General features: G+C 70.9%; 22 protein-coding genes. 13 read left to right on the top strand and 9 right to left on the bottom strand.

The genetic code is table 11. From position 1 onward, the window contains the following. Window positions 1–43 precede the first annotated feature (43 nt). Both VHU88_14045 and VHU88_14040 read left to right on the top strand, forming a co-directional pair. Complete coding sequence (locus VHU88_14045; protein HEX3612803.1) at window positions 44–1141, top strand: polysaccharide deacetylase family protein; 1098 nt, start codon at window positions 44–46, stop codon at window positions 1139–1141. 10 nt (window positions 1142–1151) lie between these two features. Continuing rightward, window positions 1152–2591 carry a trehalose-6-phosphate synthase gene (locus VHU88_14040; protein HEX3612802.1) on the top strand — a complete coding sequence of 480 codons (1440 nt, stop codon included), beginning with the start codon at window positions 1152–1154 and terminating at the stop codon, window positions 2589–2591. Between the two features lie 42 nt (window positions 2592–2633). On the opposite strand, the gene VHU88_14035 is transcribed toward VHU88_14040, so the two are convergent. The 7 genes from VHU88_14035 to VHU88_14005 form a co-directional block, all read right to left on the bottom strand. Continuing rightward, window positions 2634–4898, bottom strand: coding sequence for a molybdopterin-dependent oxidoreductase (locus VHU88_14035; GenBank protein ID HEX3612801.1), 2265 nt, complete (start codon window positions 4896–4898; stop codon window positions 2634–2636). Between the two features lie 89 nt (window positions 4899–4987). Then, window positions 4988–5794 (bottom strand): trehalose-phosphatase, encoded by an 807-nt coding sequence (gene otsB / locus VHU88_14030; GenBank protein ID HEX3612800.1) that lies wholly within the window; start codon window positions 5792–5794, stop codon window positions 4988–4990. 88 nt (window positions 5795–5882) lie between these two features. Further along, complete coding sequence (locus VHU88_14025; GenBank protein ID HEX3612799.1) at window positions 5883–6488, bottom strand: LytR C-terminal domain-containing protein; 606 nt, start codon at window positions 6486–6488, stop codon at window positions 5883–5885. A 23-nt stretch (window positions 6489–6511) separates the two neighbouring features. Beyond that, entirely contained in the window at window positions 6512–6820 is a 309-nt protein-coding gene (locus tag VHU88_14020) for a DUF3263 domain-containing protein (protein HEX3612798.1), read from the bottom strand. A gap of 265 nt (window positions 6821–7085) precedes the next feature. Then, the gene (locus VHU88_14015; GenBank protein ID HEX3612797.1) at window positions 7086–8000 is read right to left on the bottom strand and encodes a hypothetical protein; all 915 of its coding nucleotides are present in this window, start codon (window positions 7998–8000) and stop codon (window positions 7086–7088) included. A gap of 366 nt (window positions 8001–8366) precedes the next feature. After that, the gene (locus tag VHU88_14010; GenBank protein ID HEX3612796.1) at window positions 8367–8945 is read right to left on the bottom strand and encodes a TlpA disulfide reductase family protein; all 579 of its coding nucleotides are present in this window, start codon (window positions 8943–8945) and stop codon (window positions 8367–8369) included. Between the two features lie 68 nt (window positions 8946–9013). Continuing rightward, window positions 9014–9457 (bottom strand): hypothetical protein, encoded by a 444-nt coding sequence (locus tag VHU88_14005; protein ID HEX3612795.1) that lies wholly within the window; start codon window positions 9455–9457, stop codon window positions 9014–9016. 222 nt (window positions 9458–9679) lie between these two features. Here VHU88_14005 and VHU88_14000 point away from each other — a divergent pair, with 222 nt between their 5' ends. The 3 genes from VHU88_14000 (at window position 9680) to VHU88_13990 (ending at window position 12551) form a co-directional block, all read left to right on the top strand. Next, the gene (locus VHU88_14000; GenBank protein ID HEX3612794.1) at window positions 9680–10135 is read left to right on the top strand and encodes an SRPBCC family protein; all 456 of its coding nucleotides are present in this window, start codon (window positions 9680–9682) and stop codon (window positions 10133–10135) included. A gap of 182 nt (window positions 10136–10317) precedes the next feature. Then, window positions 10318–11082 carry an SDR family oxidoreductase gene (locus VHU88_13995; GenBank protein ID HEX3612793.1) on the top strand — a complete coding sequence of 255 codons (765 nt, stop codon included), beginning with the start codon at window positions 10318–10320 and terminating at the stop codon, window positions 11080–11082. Window positions 11083–11117: 35 nt separating this feature from the next. Then, window positions 11118–12551 (top strand): aldehyde dehydrogenase family protein, encoded by a 1434-nt coding sequence (locus VHU88_13990; GenBank protein ID HEX3612792.1) that lies wholly within the window; start codon window positions 11118–11120, stop codon window positions 12549–12551. 81 nt (window positions 12552–12632) lie between these two features. Here VHU88_13990 and VHU88_13985 read toward each other — a convergent pair whose 3' ends face one another. Further along, window positions 12633–12893, bottom strand: coding sequence for a DUF2752 domain-containing protein (locus VHU88_13985; GenBank protein ID HEX3612791.1), 261 nt, complete (start codon window positions 12891–12893; stop codon window positions 12633–12635). 118 nt (window positions 12894–13011) lie between these two features. On the opposite strand from VHU88_13985, the gene VHU88_13980 reads away from it, so the two are divergent. From VHU88_13980 to VHU88_13955, 6 genes are all read left to right on the top strand, one after another. Then, window positions 13012–14223: a CaiB/BaiF CoA-transferase family protein gene (locus VHU88_13980; protein HEX3612790.1), complete on the top strand. Its 1212-nt coding sequence runs from the start codon at window positions 13012–13014 to the stop codon at window positions 14221–14223. Between the two features lie 207 nt (window positions 14224–14430). Then, window positions 14431–15045 (top strand): ATP-binding cassette domain-containing protein, encoded by a 615-nt coding sequence (locus VHU88_13975; GenBank protein HEX3612789.1) that lies wholly within the window; start codon window positions 14431–14433, stop codon window positions 15043–15045. Between the two features lie 98 nt (window positions 15046–15143). Beyond that, entirely contained in the window at window positions 15144–15584 is a 441-nt protein-coding gene (locus VHU88_13970; GenBank protein HEX3612788.1) for a hypothetical protein, read from the top strand. Window positions 15585–15605: 21 nt separating this feature from the next. Further along, window positions 15606–16160, top strand: coding sequence for a hypothetical protein (locus VHU88_13965; GenBank protein ID HEX3612787.1), 555 nt, complete (start codon window positions 15606–15608; stop codon window positions 16158–16160). A gap of 49 nt (window positions 16161–16209) precedes the next feature. Beyond that, entirely contained in the window at window positions 16210–17394 is a 1185-nt protein-coding gene (locus tag VHU88_13960) for a DUF1015 domain-containing protein (protein ID HEX3612786.1), read from the top strand. Window positions 17395–17533: 139 nt separating this feature from the next. Further along, window positions 17534–17689 carry a hypothetical protein gene (locus VHU88_13955; protein HEX3612785.1) on the top strand — a complete coding sequence of 52 codons (156 nt, stop codon included), beginning with the start codon at window positions 17534–17536 and terminating at the stop codon, window positions 17687–17689. Between the two features lie 47 nt (window positions 17690–17736). Here the strand turns inward: VHU88_13955 and VHU88_13950 are convergent, their stop codons facing one another. After that, complete coding sequence (locus tag VHU88_13950) at window positions 17737–18288, bottom strand: phosphatase PAP2 family protein (GenBank protein HEX3612784.1); 552 nt, start codon at window positions 18286–18288, stop codon at window positions 17737–17739. Between the two features lie 336 nt (window positions 18289–18624). Between VHU88_13950 and VHU88_13945 the strand changes: the two genes are divergently transcribed. Beyond that, complete coding sequence (locus VHU88_13945) at window positions 18625–18843, top strand: hypothetical protein (protein ID HEX3612783.1); 219 nt, start codon at window positions 18625–18627, stop codon at window positions 18841–18843. Window positions 18844–18943: 100 nt separating this feature from the next. Further along, window positions 18944–20092, top strand: coding sequence for a glycosyltransferase family 2 protein (locus tag VHU88_13940; protein HEX3612782.1), 1149 nt, complete (start codon window positions 18944–18946; stop codon window positions 20090–20092). The last annotated feature ends 1 nt before the right edge of the window (window position 20093 follow it).

Genomic DNA, 20093 nt, shown 5'->3' with positions numbered 1-20093 from the left:
TCCCGGAACAACCGGCGGACCCGATCCGAGGCAGCATGGACGGATGGTTGCACGCCTCGGAATCCTGTCCACCGCAATGTTTGCGTTGACGGCCTGCGCGGCAGCCCGCAGCGGTGCCGTCGCGGTCCCGCCGACCGCCACGTCGACCCCGGACACGACCGCCGCGCCCGCCACCCAGTTCGCCTGGACGGCCGCGGCGGACAGCGGCGGGAAAGCCCGGGTTGTGCTGACCGCGCCGATCTACGACTCCCCCGGCGCCCGCGTCCCGGTGATCGTCACCGTGCACGACGCGCCCGCCGGCCTGCCCGCCGACGCCCTGAGCGCGACGGCCTCGGACGGCAGTCGGATCACCGACTGCACAGATGTCTGGCGCAACCAGAGCCAGGCCACCGTCTCGCGCACCTGCTACCTGTTGGCGCCGGCCTCGCTGACGCACCTGGAACTCACCGGCCACGCCCGCTGGAACGCGGCCGGCGGCGGTGCAGTCTCGCTGGAGTCCCCCACGGTGCGCTTCCGCACTTCCGGTCCCGTCTCCGGGCCGGTCAGTCTGGAGGCCGCCCACCGGATCGAGAACTGCGGCAACCCCGGCCCGGCGGTGTGGCTGACCTTCGACGACTACGTGCCCTCGGTCGCGGTCGCCCACTCGCTGGTCGACACCCTGGGACGCAACCACGCCCGGGGGCGGTTCTTCCTCAACCACGTCACCCCCGAGATCCGGCACATCCTGGAGTCCTCGGGACACATCGTGCAGGACCACACCCGGGACCACCTGGCGATGAACGACCTGAGCGACGCCGGAATCCATGAGCAGATCACCACCGGCCCGCATCCGACGGCCGGGGCGCCGCCACTGCTGCGTCCGCCCTACGGGGCCGGCGCCGAGGCGTCCCGGGTCGTGGACCTGATCGCCAAGGACGGCTACGCGACCTGCCGCTGGACGGTCGACAGCCGCGACTGGGCCGGCTACCCGCCGGAGCAGATGGCGCAAGCGGTCCGGGACGGAAACTCGTTCACCCCGCCGGTGGCCGCAGGCGGCGTGATCCTCATGCATGCCAACCACTTCACGCCGGAGAAGTTGCAGGCCGTGGTCGACGCGGTGCACGCCCGCGGGCTCGAGGTGGACGGACCGGGCAACGGATAACGTGTGGCCCATGTCGGAAGGCCCGCCCGAGATATTGCTGGCTTCCAACCGAGGCCCGTTGAGCTTCCACGTGGGCCCGGACGGCCGGTTGAGTGCGACCCGCGGCGCCGGCGGCCTGGTGGCCGGGCTGGACCGGTCCGGCGTCGCCGAGCGCGCGATGTGGGTGTGCGCGGCACTTTCCGACGCCGACCGCACGGCCGCGCACACCGCGCCGAACGGCCGGCTGGACCTGGCCGGGCACGCGGTGCGCGGCAGGGTCCGGATGCTGCCGATCGACCCGACCGTGTTCAGCCACGCGTACAACGGGGTCGCGAACTCGGTGCTGTGGTTCGTCCACCACCTGCTGTTCGACGTGGCGCGCAACCCGGCCTTCGACCACAGCTTCAGCCGCGCCTGGAACGACTACGTCGGCTACAACACCACCTTCGCCGAGGCCCTCGCGGCCGATGCGGCCCCGGACGCCCGGGTGCTGGTTCAGGACTACCACCTGACGCTGGTGCCGGCGTTGTTGCGCAAACTGCGGCCGGACCTGCGGGTGGCGCATTTCTCGCACACCCCGTGGGCGCCGCCGGACTACTACCGGATGCTGCCGGACGAGGTCGGCGCACAGGTGCTGCGCGGGATCCTCGGCGCCGACCATGCCGGCTTCCTGACCCCGCGGTGGGCCCGGGCGTTCCTGGACTGCTGCGAGCAGTCGTTGGCCGCCGAGGTCGACCGCGTGGGGATGACGGTCACCTACGAGGGCCGGACCACTCGCATCCGGGTGCACCCGCTGGGCATCGACGTGACGTCGCTGCGCGAGCGGGCCGGCGCCCCGGACGTCGCGATGCACATAGCGACGCTGCGCAACCAGGTCGGCGACCGGGCTGCGATCGTCCGCGTCGACCGCACTGAGCTGTCCAAGAACATCGTTCGCGGGCTGTACGCCTATCGGGAGCTGCTGCGCCAGGCGCCGCACTGGCAGGGCCGGGTGGTGCACCTGGTGATCGCGTACCCGAGCCGGCACGACCTGCCCGAGTACCGCGAGTACAGCGCCTCGGTGCAGCGGGTCGCCCGCGAGATCGACGACGAGTTCGGCACCGAGAACTGGCGGCCACTGCTGCTGTTCACCGACGACGACTTCCCGCGTTCGCTGGCCGCGTACCGGATCGCCGACGTGATCATCGTGAACCCGGTGCGGGACGGGATGAACCTGGTGGCCAAGGAGGCCCCGGCGGTCTCGACCCGCGACGCCGCGCTGGTGCTGTCCCGGGAGGCCGGCGCCTGCGACAGCCTCGGCCCGTACGCGGTGACCGTCAATCCCTACGACATCTCCGGGACGGCCCGCGGTCTGGACACAGCACTGCGGATGGACCCCGCCGAACGCGCGGCCCGGTGCGAGCGGCTGGTGAACGCTGCCGCCCGGTGCGCCCCGGAACAGTGGTTCCGCGACCTGCTCGACGGCCTGTGAACCCAGCCCACAGCATGATCTGACGCCTCGTCAGGGGGCGGGTCAGGCTGGGCCGAAGGAGTCGGGGCCCAGGCCGCCGGGACCGCGCGGGCTGCGGCGGCGTTCCAGTCCGGCGCGTCGGTCCGGGGCCGGGGCCTCGGCCGCCGGGGCGTCGCCGCGGACGGCGAACACCTCTACCGGGATGCCGTTGAACACCGCGTTGCCGGTCAACGGGTCGACGACGGCGTCGTCGGTGAGCAGGTTGCTGTTGACCCCGGGCCGCCCGGCCGCGACCCGCAACCGCGCCTCCGGTTCGTCGTGCCCCCAGCCGTGCGGCAAGGAGACGACCCCGACCGAAACATCCTCGGTCAGTTCGACGGCCGCCACGACCTCACCGGTCTCCGAGACCACCCGGGCCATGCCGCCGTCGCGCAACCCGAGTGCGGCCGCGTCCTCGGGATGGACCCGCAATGTGCAGCGGCGCGCCCCGGAGACCATCGCGGGCAGATTGTGCAGCCAGGAGTTGGCCGAGCGCAGGTGTCGGCGGCCCACCAGGCGCAGACCTGCGTCGTCGGGGTTCCGCAAAGCGGCGCGGATCCGCGCGGCCTGCTCCAACAGCGGTTCCGGCGCCAGGTTCAGCACCTCGCCCTGGGTCGCCAGCAGGTCGGGCAACCGCGGCTCGAGCTCACCGAGGTCGACCCCGTGCGGATTGCACTCGAGGTCCTCCAGGGTCAACCCGTAGGGACCGGTGCACAGCAGGATGTCCAGCAGTCGCTCCGGGCCGTGCCGCTTCATGGGAAAGTCCGCGAGGTCGACGCCGAACTGCTCGGCCAGTGCGGCGGCGACCGCCTCGTCGAAGTCCTCTACGTCCTCGACGTCGCGTCCGGTCGCGGCCAGCGCCAGGCGGGCCACGGTCTCCCACTCGGGGTGCATGCCCAGCGGCATCGGCAGCGGCGGCGCGGAGTACTTCGCGACGTTGCGACAGGCCAACGCGTAGCGGTCCAGGGCGTAGTGCGGCCGCTCCAGCGGCGAGGGCACCGGGAGGACGATGTCGGCCAGCGCGGTGGTCTCGTTGAGATAGGTGTCGACGCTGACCATCAGGTCCAGGTGGCGCACCGCGGCGCGGAAGCGGGCGGAGTTGGGCAGCGAGCGGGCCGGGTTCCCGCCGATGGTCAGCAGCGCCCGGACCCGGCCGACGCCCGGGGTGTCCATCTCCTCGGACAAGGCCGCGGCCGGGGCCTCGCCGCACAGGATCGGCAACCCGCGGACGCGGGTGCGCGGACCGGACAGCGCGAACGGTTGCGCGGGCTCGAACGGCGAGTGCGCCGGGAGCGGGAACATCGTGCCGCCCGGGCGGTCCAGGTTGCCGGTCAGCACGTTGATCACGTCGACCAGCCAGCTGACCACGGTCGCGTCCGGGGTTGTCAGCGGCCCGGCGCCGACATGCAGGATGCCTGGCTGCGCCGCGGCCAGGTCGCGGGTCAATCGGCGCACCGCCCGGTCGTCGACCTGCGTGCGCCGCGCCACCCGCTCCGGCGTGAAATCCGCGGCCAGCGCGGCCACGTCGGCCAGCCCGACGGTGAACGCGGCCAGGCGGCCCATGTTGACCAGCCCGTCGGCGATCAGCACGTGGACCATGCCGAGCAGCAGGATCGCGTCGGTCCCCGGCCGGATCCGGACGTGCTCGTCAGCACCGTCCGCGGTGCTGGAGCGGCGCGGGTCGACGACGACGTAGCGCCCGCCGCGCCGGCGCAGCGCCCGCAGCTTCGAGCGCAGGTCCGGCGCGGTGACCAGGCCGCCGTTCGAGGTGACCGGGTTGGTACCGAGCAGCATCAGGTAGGTGGTCCGGTCCACGTCCGGGACCGGGATCGCCGAGGTGTCGCCGTAGAGCAGCCCGGAGCTGACCTGCCGCGGGCGCAGGAACATCGTGGCGGTCGAGTAGACGTTGCGTGTGCCCAGCGCGTCGGCCAGTGCCCGGGTGTAGAGCCGGGCGCCGAGCGAACCGAGCGCACCGCTGCCGGTGAACACGGCGATCGCGTCCGGGCCGTAGGTGTCGGCGACCCGCGGCAGCCGATTGGCCAGTTCGGCCCATGCCTCGCCCCACGACGACTCACGCAGCTGCCCGGCCCGGCGCACCATCGGCGTTCGCAACCGGTCCGGGTCCTGGTGCAGGCCCTTGAGGGCGACGCCCTTCGGGCAGATGAACCCGGCCGAGAGGACGTCGTCGCGGTCGCCGCGGACCTCCTCCAGCGTTCCGTCGCTCTCCACTCCGACGAGCAGCCCGCAGGTCGCTTCGCAGAGTGGACAGGTATGCGGGAGCGAACGCACGGAACCGTTGTATCGCCCGTGCGGCGTCGGTCGGCTCCGCGGCGATCCTGGGGTTGGCAAGATCCTTTCCACGGTTCGTCGCGCTGGTCTCAGCAGTCCCGGGAAGTGCCCCCTGTAATGGCTGTCAGGAAGTTCACCACCGCTCCCGGGTCGGCGAGCACGAGGTCGGCAGCTACGGCCGGGGCCGGCGACTCCGGGTTCGCGACGGCCACTTTCAGCCCGGGCACACCGGCCGCACGCAACTGGTCGACGACGGCGAACGCGGCCAGGTCTGCCACGTCGTCGCCGACGAAGCACACCGCCCGAGCGTCGCCGACGAGGTCACGCAACGCCGTGCCCTTGTCCGGTCCGGGTTCGAGGAGCTCCAGGACCAGCCGCCCGGGCAGCACCTCGAGGCCGCAGCGTTGCGCGACCGCCCGAACCGCGGCCGTGGAGTCGACGGCGGCGGCCGCCGCATCGGCACAACCGCGGAAGTGCACGCCCAACGAGTGCCCCTTGTCCTCGATCCGCACGCCGGCCGGCAACGAGGCCACCAGCGCCTCGAGCTCCACCAGGGCCCGCTCCATCTTCTGCGTGTGTCGGCGCCCTTCCGGGGCATCCGAAGGGCGCGGACGCAGCCCGAAGTTGGTGGGTTCAGGCGGCCAGCTCTCGCGGCCGTGGACCCCGATCACGGTCACGGCGGGCGCGTCGCGCGCGGTGAGGTCGAGCAGCTCCACGAGGCTGCTCGCGGCCCGGCCGCTGACCAGCGCCACCCGCCCGAACACCCCGGCAGCGGCGGCCAGCGCCGCGCGGGCGCCGGATTGGGGTCGGGCCGCCGCGGGGTCGAGCACGATCGGGGCAAGCGTTCCGTCGTAGTCGAGCGCGAGCAGCGAATCGGCGCGCGAGCTCGTCAACACGGAGAGTCCGACCCGGCCGGCGGGGCTGACCGAGTACGCGGCAAGAGGATCAGGGGCACCGGCCACCCTTCGACCGTAGCCGCCGCACTCAGGTGAGCTTGAAGTCCTTGCAGATGATCACGGTGAGCTTGTCGGCCGGGACTCCGTCGAAGACGGGCAGGCTGCGGGTGATCTCCGGGAACTTGGCCATCAGCGCCTTGGCGGCCGCCTCCTGACCCGCCGGGTAATACACGGTGGTCACCGGCACCGCGCCGTACCACGGCCCGGTGCCCGCCACGTCCCAGCCGGCCGAACGCAGTGCGGACCGGAAGGCGACCACGAGATCGCGTTGCCGGGTCTGGTCGAAGATCACGACCTGCGGCCCGGCCACGAACGTGTCCGAACCTGGCGCGGCGGACGGCGCGGGCACCACCGGCAGCGCTGGTGCAACCGGGGCGGCAGTCGAGGCGGGCGCCGCCTGCGGGATCGACCGCGGCGCCGGGGCCACCGGGATCGGAGCCTGGGTGGCGACGGGGCGGGGCGTCTCGACCGTGGCCGCGGGCGCAGCGACGGCGCGGTCCATCCGGTCGACGCGCTGGCCGAAGACCAGCAGCAGCACGCCGATCAGGGCGATGACCGACAGCGAGGCCAACGTCGAGGAGCCCAGCATCCCGAATGCTGCGCCTGGCCGACCCCGATACCCGCGGTTGCGCATTGTGCAGAACTCCTACGAAGAACCTAGGCGTCGCGACCGAGGCGACGCGCGGACCGGGCCCGCTGCCGGGCGTGACGCAACCGACGCAGGCGTTTGACCAGCATCGGGTCGTGGGCCAGGGCCTCCGGGCGGTCGATGAGGGCACCGAGCACCTGGTAGTACTGCGTGGCCGAGATCCCGAACAACTCGGAGACCGCGTTCTCCTTGGCCCCGGCGTACCGCCACCACTGCCGCTCGAAATCGAGGATCTGGGCCTCGCGCCCGGTCAGCCCACCGGTGGTGGACTCAACGAGCTGGGGGCGGTCGAGAGTGGCGACGCTGCTGAATTCCATCGAGCATCCTCCGTGTTCAAGAACCGGCGGTCGCAGCCATCGTAAGCCCGAACAACACCGGTGTCATTCGCGACTCGTGGCCTGTCGCCGTCTGTCTTTCGGAGGTTCTCACCGAGCACTGACAGTTCGGACTCCTGGCCACGCGCGCGACGAAGGAGCACGTGCGGCCAGGAGCCCGAAAAATGTGCACTGCGGTGCACCACGCGGCTGCGCCCGCCACCGCGCGAGGCGGTGACGGACGCAGGAGCGATCAGTTGCGGAGCTTTCAGGCGCCGAGGCCGCCGCGGCGACGGGCCACCAGGGTGACGCCGGCGCCGGCCATGCCCAGGCCGGAGCAGAGCAGCAGGGCGGTCATGTCCGAGTTGCCACCGGTGTGGGGCAGCGCCTCGTTCTCGTAACCGTCGTTGTTGCCCCCACCGCTGTGGTGGCCGCCGTTGTCGTCGGTGGCGCATGCGTTGCCGCCGCCACCGAGCAGGCCACCGAGCAGGCCGTTGGTGATGTTGCCCAGGCCGAGCAGGCCACCGTTGGAGTCGCAGTTGCCGCCACCGAGCAGGCCGCTGAGCAGGCCACCGTTGCCGGTCACGCCGTTGAGCAGGCCGTTCACGGTGTCGGTGACCGGCTTCAGGGTGTCGGTGACACCCTGCAGGCCCAGGCCGTTGACGACGCCACCGAGGCCGCCGGAGGTCAGGCCGCCCACGAGGCCACCGACGCCGGCAGCGCCGCCGCCCGAGGTCAGGCCGGTGACCGTGCCGAGCACGCCACTGGCCGGGCCGTTCGAGGCGAGACCGGTGACGGTGCCCAGGACCCCGGCAGCCGGGGTGTTGCTCAGCAGGCCGCCCACGACCGGGAGACCGCTGCTGTCGTTGGAGGCGCTGCTCAGGACACCCGCAGCCGGGGTGTCGGAGCTGACCGAACCGGCAGCGCCGGTGACGGTGCCGACCAGGCCGCCCACGACCGGCAGGCTGCCGACGACCGGCAGGTTGCCGAGCAGGCTGCCCGAGCCGCTGTCCGAACCGCCCAGCAGGCCGGTGACGGCGGAGGTGTCGAGCGGCGACGTGGTGTCGGCGGAGGCGGCACCGGCGGCGACGACGCCCAGCGGGACGGCGGCGACGGCGGAGACGGTGGCGATACGGACGAGGCGCTTGCGAGTGGCGGTCTGACCAGCGTGACGACCGGACATGTTCGGTGTTCCCCCTCGAGGATGTCTGCGGCGAAGGCGCCCGTCCGAATCTCAAGCCCCCCGGCGAGAGGATCCGTCTTGGTGTGGCGCTTCGTTGTTTCGCGGCTGAGACGGGCGCCCGCAGGACCGCGGTTCCGCTCATTAGACAAGCTCACAGGCAGTCCTGCCTCGGTTACGGATTGCGGTTGCTCCGTTGCGGTGAGCACAAACCGGACGTCTACCGGACAAATTGATGAGGGGTTTCCGGGGCGAGCCCGGCCACGGGCGGCACTCTTCGTAAGACGGCTGCCCACCACCCGAACCCGACATGGCTCGACGATCCACCCCGGAAACCTTTACTGGCGCAATACCAGCGCCCGAACAAGATCAGACCTCTGCACGGATCTGTTGGACCAGTTGGGTGAACGTCCGCTCGTCACTGCCGCCCAGGATCCGCGCCGCGACCCGGCCCTCTTTGTCCAGGATCAGCGTGCTGGGGATCGCCCGGGGCGGCAGCGTGGTGCGGAATGTCAGCTGCAGGTGCCCGTCCGGGTCGCGCAGGCTCGGGTAGGTGACGTCGAAGCGGCGCTCGAAGGCAACCGCGGAGGCGTCCGCATCGTCGCGGGTGTTGATGCCGAGGAACTGCACGGAGTCGTGCGGGACGTCGTTCCAGGCCTTCTCCAGCTCTGGGGCCTCCCGGCGGCACGGTGCGCACCAGGAGCCCCACACGTTGAGCAGGAAGACGGTCCCCCGGTGCGCGGCGACGTCGAAGTCGCCGCCGCCGACCAGCGGGCCGGAGAGCGCGACCGGGGCGCCGCGGTGGTCCGGCGCGATGATGGTCACCGCACCGGCGCCCTCGACGAAGCCTGCGTCGCCGCTGGTGGGCGCGACCGTTCCGGTGGCCGAGCAGGCGCAGAGGAGGAGCAGGAGCGCCGCAGCCGCCGGCGGAGCGCCTGGCCGCAACACCTGCTGTCTCCTCCCGCTCGGAATCGACACAATAGGTGGCTCTTCGACGCCGCCCCGGCGCGGGGAGCTCAGGCCGAGGCGGAGCCGCTCTTGCGCTGGGCCGGGATCAGCGGCTGGCCACGCAGTGCGCGGACCGCGGCGCGCAGATGCAGGTAGCGGTCGCGCGAGCCGTCGGTGGCGACGACGGCGCCGCTGCGCAGCAGCGTGTCGAGCAGCGCAGCGGCATCGCGCAGGACGGCGTGCACGCTCAGGTCGGCCGGGACGGCGGACGGGCCGAACGGCGCGGCGTGCTCCCGGGCCAGCGCCAGGTGCAGGTCGGCGATCTCCAGCGCCCGACGGGTCGCCGGGTCGAGAAATGGTCGCCGCGGCAGGTCCAGGTGCAGCGCTACCAGGTCTGTGACGGTGTCGATGACCTGGGCCACGGAGTCGGCGGCGGGCGCGCGCTCCGCGGTGACGCAAGCCGACTGCAGCCGATCCAGGTGGGCGTTCCAGTGCACCGCGATCCCCTCCAAGCCAGTTGCGTCCGGGACGGTCCGTGACGCGGCTTTCAGCCAAGCTGGCCCGTCTTTGCGGGAGCTGAGCCAACTCTGAGACGCAGCCATGTCTCGTCCGGTTCCGACCACAGCTTCCGCAAAATCCGACTCGTCCGGCTCGTCGGTTACGCCGTTCGAGTGGTCGCTGCGTGACCCGGCGCAAGGTTCGCGAGGTCCAGGCGGCCCGGCAGAATGTGCGCCGTGAACCACACGTACTCGTTCACCGGCGCGTGGCACCTGCCGGCGGACCGCGACGTGGTCTTCGCCGCACTGGAGCGGTTGGACCACTATCCGCTGTGGTGGCCGCAGGTGCGCCGGGCCGAGCGCCTGGACGACGACACGTGCAATGTCGTGGTCCGCTCGACGCTTCCCTACGACCTGCGGATGACGGCGCACCGGGTGGACGCCGACCGCGACCGCGGGGTGCTTCGGGCCCGGCTGACCGGCGACCTGGCGGGGTTCACGGGATGGCATCTGGTACCCACGTCCGACGGCACCCGGGCCGAGTTCCACGAACGGGTGGAGGTGCACCGGCCGCTGCTGCGGTGGCTGGCCGTGGCCCGTCCGGCGTTCCGGGCCAACCACGCCTGGATGATGCGCTGCGGGCAGCGTGGGCTGCGTCACCATTTGCTGCTCCGGCCCAGGTCGGAGGGCTGATCGGGGGTCCGGAGCGTGCCCGGTGCCACACCTCGCGGACCTTATGTCCGGGAATGTCGCGACTTAGGATTTCCAGCAGGGCCAGCACCGGATCCCCGTCCCGAGGCGGTGCGAGCGTCGGCCCCAGGACCGCAGTCGCGCGCCGCCGTGGCTGCCCATTTCACGTACCTAAGGAGCAGAACGTGGTCTCCCTGTCGGGCAAGGTAGCCATCGTCACAGGTGGAGGATCCGGCATGGGCCGGGCCACCAGCCTTCTGATGGCGGCACTCGGCGCCTCCGTGGTCGTCTCGGACCTGGACGGCGCGAAGGCCGAAGCGGTCGCGAAGGAGGTCGCCGGTGACGGCGGCCAGGCGGTTGCCATCGCCGCCGACGTGACCAGCGCCGCCGACAACCAGGCTGCCGTCGACCTCGCCGTGACCACCTACGGTGGCCTCGACGTGCTGGTCGCCAACGCCGGCATCGCACACGACCCGACCCCGTTCGAGGAGTTGTCCGAGGGCCTGTTCGACAAGACCTTCCAGGTGAACGTGCGCGGCCCGTGGCTCGGCGCGCGCGCCGCGGCCCCGGCGATGCGGCAGCGCGGTGGCGGCTCGATCGTCGTCGTCGGCTCGATCATGGGTGAGCGGGCCCGTCCCGGATTCAGCGGTTACGCGCCGTCGAAGGCCGCATCGAACCACCTGGCCAAGGTCCTGGCCCTGGAGTTGGCCAACGACAACATCCGGGTGAACTGCCTGGCCCCGGTCGCCACCGACACCCCGATGCTCGCCTCATTCATCGGCGCCAAGAACAACTTCGAGGAGGGCAAGGCCAAGTTCATCGCGGGGATCCCGCTGGGCCGTCTGGCCACCGCTGAGGACATCGCCGAGGCGGCCGCGTTCTTCGCCTCCGACGAGGCCGCGTTCCTCACCGGCGTCGTCCTGCCGATCGACGGCGGCCGCGGCATCTGACCCGCCCGGCCATCCGCGTCTAATTAGGAGTTCCCTTGCTTCGCATTCCCTCGATCATCGACGGTAAGGAAATCGACGGCCACGACGGCGTTCTCGACGTCATCGACCCGGGCAACGCGCAGAAGTGGGCCGAGGCGGGCCAGTGCGGCCCGGCCGAGGTCGACCTCGCCGCCAAGGCCGCCCGCGCCGCCTACGACGGCGGGTGGTCGGACACCCCCGCCGTCGAGCGTGGCCGCCTGATGCGCAAGGTCGCCGACCTGATCCTGCGCGACGGCGACAAGATCGCCGAGTACGAGACCAAGGACGTCGGCAAGCCGATCAGCCAGGCCAAGAAGGACGTCGTCGCGGTCGCCCGGTACTTCGAGTACTACGGCTCGATCGTCGAGTGCCTCGACGGCGACACCCTGCAGACCGCCCCGTCCGTGTTCGGCATGACGATCCGTGAGCCGTTCGGCGTCACCGGCCACATCACGCCGTGGAACTACCCGCTGCAGATGATCGCCCGCACGTTGGCCCCGTCGCTGGCCGCCGGGAACTGCTGCGTGCTCAAGCCGGCCGAGCTGACCCCGGTCAACGCGACCGTGCTCGCCCAGTTGGCGCTCGAGGCCGGATTCCCGCCCGGTGTCTGGAATGTCATCCAGGGCCCGGGTTCCACGGTCGGCAACGCGATCACCCTGCACGACGGCATCGACCACGTCTCGTTCACCGGTTCGCGTCCGGTCGGCGAGCAGGTCGCGATCAACGCCGCCAAGCACGTCATCCCGGTCGTGCTCGAGCTCGGTGGCAAGTCGCCGAACATCATCTTCCCCGACGCCGACATGGCCGACGCGATCCCGCAGGTCGTCAACTCGATCATCCAGAACGCCGGCCAGACCTGTTCGGCCGGTTCCCGCGTCCTGATCCACGAGGCCTGCTACGACGAGGTCAACGAGCTGATCGCCGCGGAGTTCCGCAAGATCACGCTGGGCCACGGAATGACCGACCCGGGCATGGGCCCGATCGTGTCGGCCAAGCAGTTGGACACCGTCTCCGGAATGGTCGCCGAGGGCATCAAGCTCGCCGAGGGCGACCTGGTCGTCGGCGGCAAGCGCGCGGAGGCCCAGGGCGACGGGTACTTCATGGAGCCGACGTTCTTCACCAACGTCCCGGAGAGCGGCTACCTGTTCAAGGAGGAGATCTTCGGCCCGGTGCTCGTCGGCACGAAGTTTTCCGACGAGGCCGACGCGATCCGGCTGGCGAACGCGACCGAGTTCGGTCTGGTCGCCGGTGTCTGGACCAAGGACGCAGGGCGCGCGCTGCGCATGGCGAAGAAGATCAAGACCGGCCAGGTGTTCATCAACACCTACGGCGCCGCCGGCGGCGTCGAGCTTCCCTTCGGTGGTTGGAAGAAGTCCGGCTACGGCCGCGAGAAGGGCTTCGAAGGCATGCTCGGTTACACCCAGACCAAGACCATCGCGATCGGTCTGTAACCAGGACGGACGAACCCCGTCAGCCTTCGGGCCCGCGGGGTTCGTCCGTCTTTGCGGCGTTGCCGTCCGACGTTGCGGGGCCTAGCGGACGCTGGACGTCGGACGCATCGCGGTGGTTGCCCGGCGAGACGCCCAACCGAGCCAGCCCACCGTGACGGCACCCAGGGCGACCTTCCGGAAACGGCCCTCGGTCCAGCGCCGAGGGTCGAGTGCCGTGTCGGCGTGCGCTTCTCCCGAACAGGCCCAGCCGATCAGCAGCAGGCCGAGTACCGGACCCATCGGGTGGTACCGCACCGCCGCACGCAGATCGCCGTGTGCAAGGCGCACGAGGGCACGCGTCAGCCCGGTGCCGCCCAGACGCCCCCACCGCGGTCGTTAGGCTCGGCCGGACCGCTAGTTGTCAATCCTCTGCCAACTGTGGACGTATCGGAGGAGCGATAGGTCCACACGCCGGCAGCAGATGATCGAGAGGGCCGACGACGTGAGCGCGCCGGGCACACTCCCGCTGGCTGGGCTGAGGGTGGTGAGCTGCGAACAGGCCGTCGCCGCCCCGCTGGCGACCAGGCATCTGGCCGACCTCGGGGCTCGCGTGATCAAGATCGAGCGCCCCGGGGTCGGCGACTTCGCCCGGGCCTACGACGAGACCGTCAAAGGCATGTCGAGCCATTTCGTGTGGCTCAACCGGTCCAAGGAAAGCCTGACGCTGGACCTGAAAGACCCACGTGGGCTCGCGATTGTGCGGGAGTTGCTCGACGACGCCGATGTGTTCGTGCAGAACTTCGCCCCGGGCGCTGCCGAGCGACTCGGCCTGGGCGCAACGGAACTGACGGACCGTCATCCGAGGTTGGTGCACTGCTCGATTTCCGGGTTCGGCAGCGCCGGCCCGTACCGCGACGCGAAGGCCTACGACCTGTTGATCCAGGCCGAGACCGGCGTGCTGTCGATCACCGGCTCCCCGGAGACGCCCTCGAAGGCCGGCATCCCGGTCGCCGACATCGCCGCCGGGATGTACGCGTTCTCCGGGATCCTGGCCGCGTTGGTCGAACGCGGTCGCACCGGTCGCGGCCGCGCGATGGAGATCTCGCTCTTCGACGCGCTGACCGAATGGATGGGCTACCCGCTCTACTTCACCGCCTACGGCGGCACCCCACCGACGCGTTTCGGCGCCGCGCATCCGGCCATCGCCCCCTACGGCCCGTTCACCGCGGCTGACGGCGAGGTGGTGATCGCCATCCAGAACGAGCGGGAGTGGGCCTCGTTCTGCGCCGGCGTGCTGGAGCACCCGGAGCTGGCCACCGATCCCCGGTTCGCCTCGAACTCGCTGCGGGTGGCCAACCGCGGCGAACTGTCCGCCGCGCTGGACGCGGTGGTCGGGGCCCTGACGATGGCGGCGTTGACCGAACGGCTGGACCGGGCCCGGATCGCGAACGGCCGAATGAACGAGGTCGCCGGATTGCTCGAGCACCCGCAGCTGTCCGGCCGCGACCGGTGGCGCCGGATCGACTCCCCCGTCGGCGAACTGGCCGCGCTGCTGCCGCCGATCTCGATGCCCGGCGCGGACCCCCGGATGGACCCGGTGCCGGAACTGGGCGAGCACACCGAGGCGATCCTACGAGAGCTGGGGCGTTCCGAACCGGAGATCTTGGCCCTCCGCGACGAGGCCGTGATCTGAATCCGCACGATCATCGATGAGCGCAGCGCGCACTCTCATACGCGGGGCGTCAGATTTCGGCCCCGAATCGGGCCCGGCGTGACTCTGGCAGAGGCGCGGCGTCAGATTTCGGCCCCGAACCGGGCCTGGCGTGACGTCTGGCGTATGAGAGAACCCCCGCCAGATCATCGATGATCTGGTGTGCGGGGCCGCCTTAGGGTAGGCGGCATGGCGGTTGTCTCGGCCGAGGGTGTCGGCGTGCGGTTGGGCGGCTATCCGGTCTTCGCCGGGCTGAACCTCTCGGTGGAAGCCGGCGAGATCGTCGCGGTGCTCGGCGACATCGGCTCGGGCAAGAGCACGTTGCTGCGCCTGCTGGCCGGGCAGATCCCGACGGACACCGGCGCCCTGCGGGTGCTGGACCACGCGCCGGACGACCCCGAAGTGGCCCCCCACGTGATCCTGACCGCCGGGGAGCCGGAGTGGGAACCCGGCGCCAACGTGCTCCAGGTGCTGGAGCTGTCCCGGATGGCCGGCGAGGAGGACGACTCCTGGCCGCTGCCCCCGCGGGTCTGCGAAGCCTTCGGGCTCGAGAAGCGCGAGCAGGACCAGCCCTACACGCTGTCCCAGGGGCTGCGGCAGCGGCTGAGCCTGGCCGCCGCGTTCTGCAAGCCGTCCCGGCTGCTGCTGATCGACGACCCCGAGTTCGGCCTCGACGCGCAGTTCCGGCCGGTGCTGGCCGAGATCCTGCTCGGCTACGCCGCCCGCGGCGGCACCGTCGTGATGGCCACCCACGACCTCGACCTCGCGGTCGGGGCGAAGGCGCGGACGCTCTCGTTGGACTGACGTCCGCGCGGCCACCCTCTTGGGTCATTCCCCGCGCGGTGACCCCGGACCCGGCTCTACGGTGCAGACGAGCCGACGATCCGTGGGGGGTGACTGGCTTGACGTCGCAGGACGCCGACGTGCTGCTGGCACGGGAGAGTCTGACCGTCGGCACGCTGCCGCGCTACCGGAACCCGTACACGGTTTACGCCCTCGGCGTGCTCACGCTCGGGCTCTACTTCGTGTGGTGGATCGTCGCGGTCAACCGCGAGGTGCGCGCGTTCGACGCCCGCATCGGCGGTCGCCCGCTGCTGTCGGCCGTCTCGATCACCCTCGGTGCCCCGCTCGGCGTTCCGCAGTTCCTCGCCGTCGAGCACACCGCGGCCCGGATCGAAGCCGCGCAGGCCGCCGCGGGACTGCCGCGCACCTGCGACCCGCCCACCGCCGTGCTGATGTGGCTGTGCTTCGGCGTCGGCGTCATGTACCTGCAGGACGAGCTCAACAAGGTGGTCCGCCGATACGGCGCCCCCAGCGGCACCGAGGTGTTCCACTTCGCGTGAGCTTCGGCTCTACTTTCGGACGTGACCTTTCTGACGAAAGCGTCCGAGGCCGAAGTGCTCCGCGCCCAGTTGACGGCCGAACTGGCCGATCGCCGCCACGCCCGCCGGCGCGCGCTGTTGCTCGGCGCGGTGGTGCTGGTTGCCCTGGCCGCCGCAGCCGGCGCCCACCACATACTGGATCGACCGACCGTCGCCGAACGAGCCGACGCTGCGGAGGCACGTGAGCTGCTCGAGGTCTGGCGCTCGACCATGGTCGAGGCCGCGAACCAGAATTTCACCGACGCGGACCTGACGGCTCGGCACATTGATCCGAGCGCCTACCGCGTCCGGGAAACTCTGGAGGAGTTCCAGGGCGCGGGCCGCGCCCACCGCGGGCTCTGGACCGACGGCGTGGCCGTGCGGGTCTTGCCGCACGACGTGGTCGAGGTGACCGCGGCCATGTACGAATCGCCGCCGGACGCCGCGTTGCGGACCGGCGGACGCCGTCAGTCGCTGACCCTGGTCCGTGGCCAGGACTCCCGGTTGCGCCTGGTCCGCGTCCTGGAGGAGCTCGACGACGGGAAGGGTTGGGGCTGAGGTCGAGCCGCGCCGGGTGGACCGGGCGCCGGGTGCAAGGATCTCGGGCATGCCGCAGTTCGCGCCGTTCCCCGGGATCCGGTACGCCGTCGACGACCTGGCCGTGGTGACTGCGCCGCCCTACGACGTCATCGATCCCGACGAGCGGGCCGCGTTGGCCGCGCAGCACCCGCACAACGTCGTCCGCATCGACATGCCGGTGGTCGAGGACGGCCCGGACCCGTACGCGGTCGCCGCGCAGACCCTGAACTCCTGGCGTGCCGACGGCGTCCTGCGCTCGGACGCGCCGGCGTTCTACCCGTACCGGATGACGTTCACCGACGAGACCGGCGCGACTCGTTCCACGTTGGGGGTGCTCGGCGCGCTGGGCATCTCGCCGGCCGCGCGGGCCGATGTGCTGCCGCACGAGCACACCACCCCGAAGGCGCACAGCGACCGACTGTCGTTGCTGCGGGCCACGCAGGCCAACCTCTCGGCGATCTGGGGGCTGTCGCTGACCACCGGGCTCACCGGCCGGATCGCGCTGGAGACCGCCGAGCCGATCGACTCCTGGACCGACCCGGACGGGATCCGCCACGAGATCTGGCGCCTGGACGACCCGGCCGCCGTGCGGGCGCTGTCCGAGGCGATCGCGGCCTCGCCCGTGGTCGTCGCCGACGGCCACCACCGGCTGTCGACCTGTCTGATCCACGCCGACACCGACGGCTCCCCCGCCGGTGCCGACGCCACCCTGTGCCTGATGGTCGAACTGGACCACGACCAACTGACGGTGCAACCGATCCACCGACTGATCGCCGGCCTGCCCGGCGACGCCGACCCGGCGCAGGCGCTGGGCAAGAGCTTCGACGTCGGCGAACTCGAGCCGTTCCCGGACGCCGGGGTGGTGGCCCGCCTGGTGGCCGAGCGCGCCCTGGCCTTGATCACGCCGGACGGGCTGCGCCTGCTCCGGCCCCGGCACCCGAGCGGCCCGGGCGTCGTCGAGCCGTTGGACTCCGAGACGGTGGCTGCCGCGGTCGCCGAACTACCCGAGCACGAACTGACCTACCAGCACGGGGTCTCCCGGGCGGTCGCCGCGGTTCGCGCCGGCCGCGCGCAGGCCGCGATCCTGTTGCGCCCGGTGTCCGTCGAGCAGATCCGGGCGACTGCCGCGGCACGCGGGCTGATGCCGCCGAAGTCGACGTTCTTCCACCCTAAACCGCGAACTGGCACGGTTTTCCGCTCACTTCTCGACTGAACGACAAAGCGGACAGCGCCAGCGCAAAGCTGGGTCCTACGTTCGGTTGATCTTCTCCAGAACCGTCGGCGACACGCCGCCGGCTCCCCTAACTTGCGCTGCGGGGCACTACTTCAGCTGCAAGTTCTCGGGGAGCGACGTGAGCACGCACGGCAATCTGTTCAAGGCGCCAGGGCCGAGAGCGCAGACCGAGCCGATGTGGCCGGGCTACGATCCGACGCCGGCCAAGGACAGCCGGCTGAGCATGTTCGCCTGGCTGTTCCGCCGGCGCAGCAGCCCGCGCCACGCAGCCTGATCGAGGCAGCCTGATCGAGGCAGCCTGATCGAGGCAGCCCACCGGGCTCAGCGCCCGGCCATGGCCTTCGGGGCCGGCCCGGCCGCGAGGTCGGGCAGGAAGCGCCCGATGACCGCCATCACCGCGACACCAAGCGCCGCCACCAGCAGGGCGCCGGCGATGTCACCGGGGTAGTGCACCCCGACGTAGATGCGGGCCACCCCGATCCACAACCCCAGGACGAACATCAGCGCGCCCCAACGCACGGAGAGGAACAACGCGACCGCCAAGGCGATCCCGAACGCCGCGGTGGCGTGGTCGCTCGGGAACGACTGGTCCTTGGCATGCGAGATCAACGTGTGCGCCGAGGGATGGGTCACGAACGGCCTGGCCTCGGTGTGAACCTTCGCCGCGATCTGTGCGAACGCGAAGGTCAGCACCAGTCCGCCGAACGCCAACGCGACCGGACGGTAGTCCTTGTCTCGCAAGCGCTGTCCACACAGCAGCGCGAAGCCCGCGAACACCAGGAAAAGCAGGTCCTTGGCGGCGAATTTCATCAGGTCGTCGAGCCCGCTGTTGCCCGACCAGTCGTTGATCGTGCGGAAGAGGTGGTAATTCATCCGGCCGGGTCCCCGTCGCTGGTGATTCAATTTCGCGTCACCAGACGTTAGCGATCTCGAGGACAACAGCGGGCCAAAGCGCGCGATCGCGCGCCGAGCCGTTATGTAGGCCCACGGCGCACGGGCGCGGCTGCCCGGTTTTGTCGGATGTGCGACCTAGGCTGAATCGATGAAGCCGCCGTGCCCGAGCTCCGCCGGGAGGCCGTGATGGGGCGCCACGCCCGTGTGGGTGACGAACTTTCGGCCCATCGATCTTTGAGCGAACGGCCAATCCCCGCGCCCACGGAACATGCGTTCAATCCTGACCAAGGACCGCATCAACCGAGGAGTGACGACTTGACCGCGTTGCCCGCCACCTTGATCACCTCCCCGATGCCCAGTACTTATCTGTGGCCGGGGTGCGGCGTCACCCGTGCCCAGAACATGCCCGACGAGCCCTGGGTGGTCACCGTCGACGAGGAGTTCTCGCTCGAACCGGACGGTGCCCGCGAGCTGGCCGCCCAACTGCTGGCCGCCGCCGATCTGGCCGAGGCACTGCGCGCGGCCGCGGTCTGATCCGCCACCTGCGGAGTAGTTCCTCGGATGGCCGATCCGGCCGGTCCGGGCCGATACGCTGGACAAACGTCCAAACACCGGGTCGAAGGAGTCCTCGCGCGTGGGGTCGGAAGCGCTGACAGTGGTTCTGCCGTGCCTGAATGAGGCGGAGACCCTGGAGATCTGCATCCGCAAGGCGCAGAAATCGATTGCCGACCTCGGCATAGACGGCGAAGTCGTCGTCGCCGACAACGGCAGCACCGACGGTTCGCAGGACATCGCCCGGCGCTGCGGGGCCCGCGTGGTGGACGTCCCGATCCGCGGCTACGGGGCCGCGCTGCGGGCCGGTATCGAGGCCGCGACCTCGCCCTTCGTGATCATGGGCGACGCCGACGACAGCTACGCCCTGGACAACCTGGGCCCGTTCTACCAGTCGCTGCTCGAGGGCAACGACATCGTGATGGGCAACCGGTTCAAGGGCGGCATCGAGCCCGGGGCCATGCCCTGGCTGCACAAGTACATCGGCAACCCGGTCCTGTCCTACCTCGGTCGCAAGTTCTTCCGGGTGCCGATCGGCGACTTCCACTGCGGACTGCGCGGGTTCCGTCGCGAGCGCATCCTCAAGCTCGGCCTGCAGACCACCGGCATGGAGTTCGCCAGCGAGATGGTGGTCCGCTCCGCACAGCGCAAGTACAAGATCGCCGAGGTCCCGACCACCCTCAAGCCCGACGGCCGCTCGCGACCGCCCCACCTGCGCACCTGGCGCGACGGCTGGCGGCACCTGCGGTTCCTGCTGGCGTTCAGCCCGCGGTGGCTGTTCCTGTACCCGGCCTACGCGTTGATGCTGATCGGGGCGGTGGCCACGGTCGCGTTGCTGTTCGGCCCGGTGAAGATCGGCCATGTGACGTTCGAGACCCAGACGATGACAGTCGCGGCCACCTCGCTGATCATCGGCACGCAGATCGCCGCGCTGTCGCTGGTCGCCCGCTCGTACGCCACCCATCTGGGCCTGCAACCCCGAAGTCCAAAGCTGGAACGCGTGCTGGAACGGCTCACCCTGGAGTGGGGCCTGATCATCGGCGCGCTGCTCTCGCTGGCCGGCGTCGCCTTCTTCGTCGGCGCACTGCTGCACTGGCGGCACCACAGCTACGGTGAACTGGCGGCCCGCGACATGCGGGTCCCGCTGGCCGGGATGGTGCTGCTGGTGGCCGGGGTCCAGGTGGCGCTGGTCTCGTTCACGTTGAGTCTGACCCAGATCGGGGATCGCTGAA

The organism is Sporichthyaceae bacterium, assembly GCA_036269075.1.
Classification (GTDB): Bacteria; Actinomycetota; Actinomycetes; order Sporichthyales; family Sporichthyaceae; genus DASQPJ01.
This window is presented reverse-complemented; position numbering and strand designations above follow the sequence as displayed.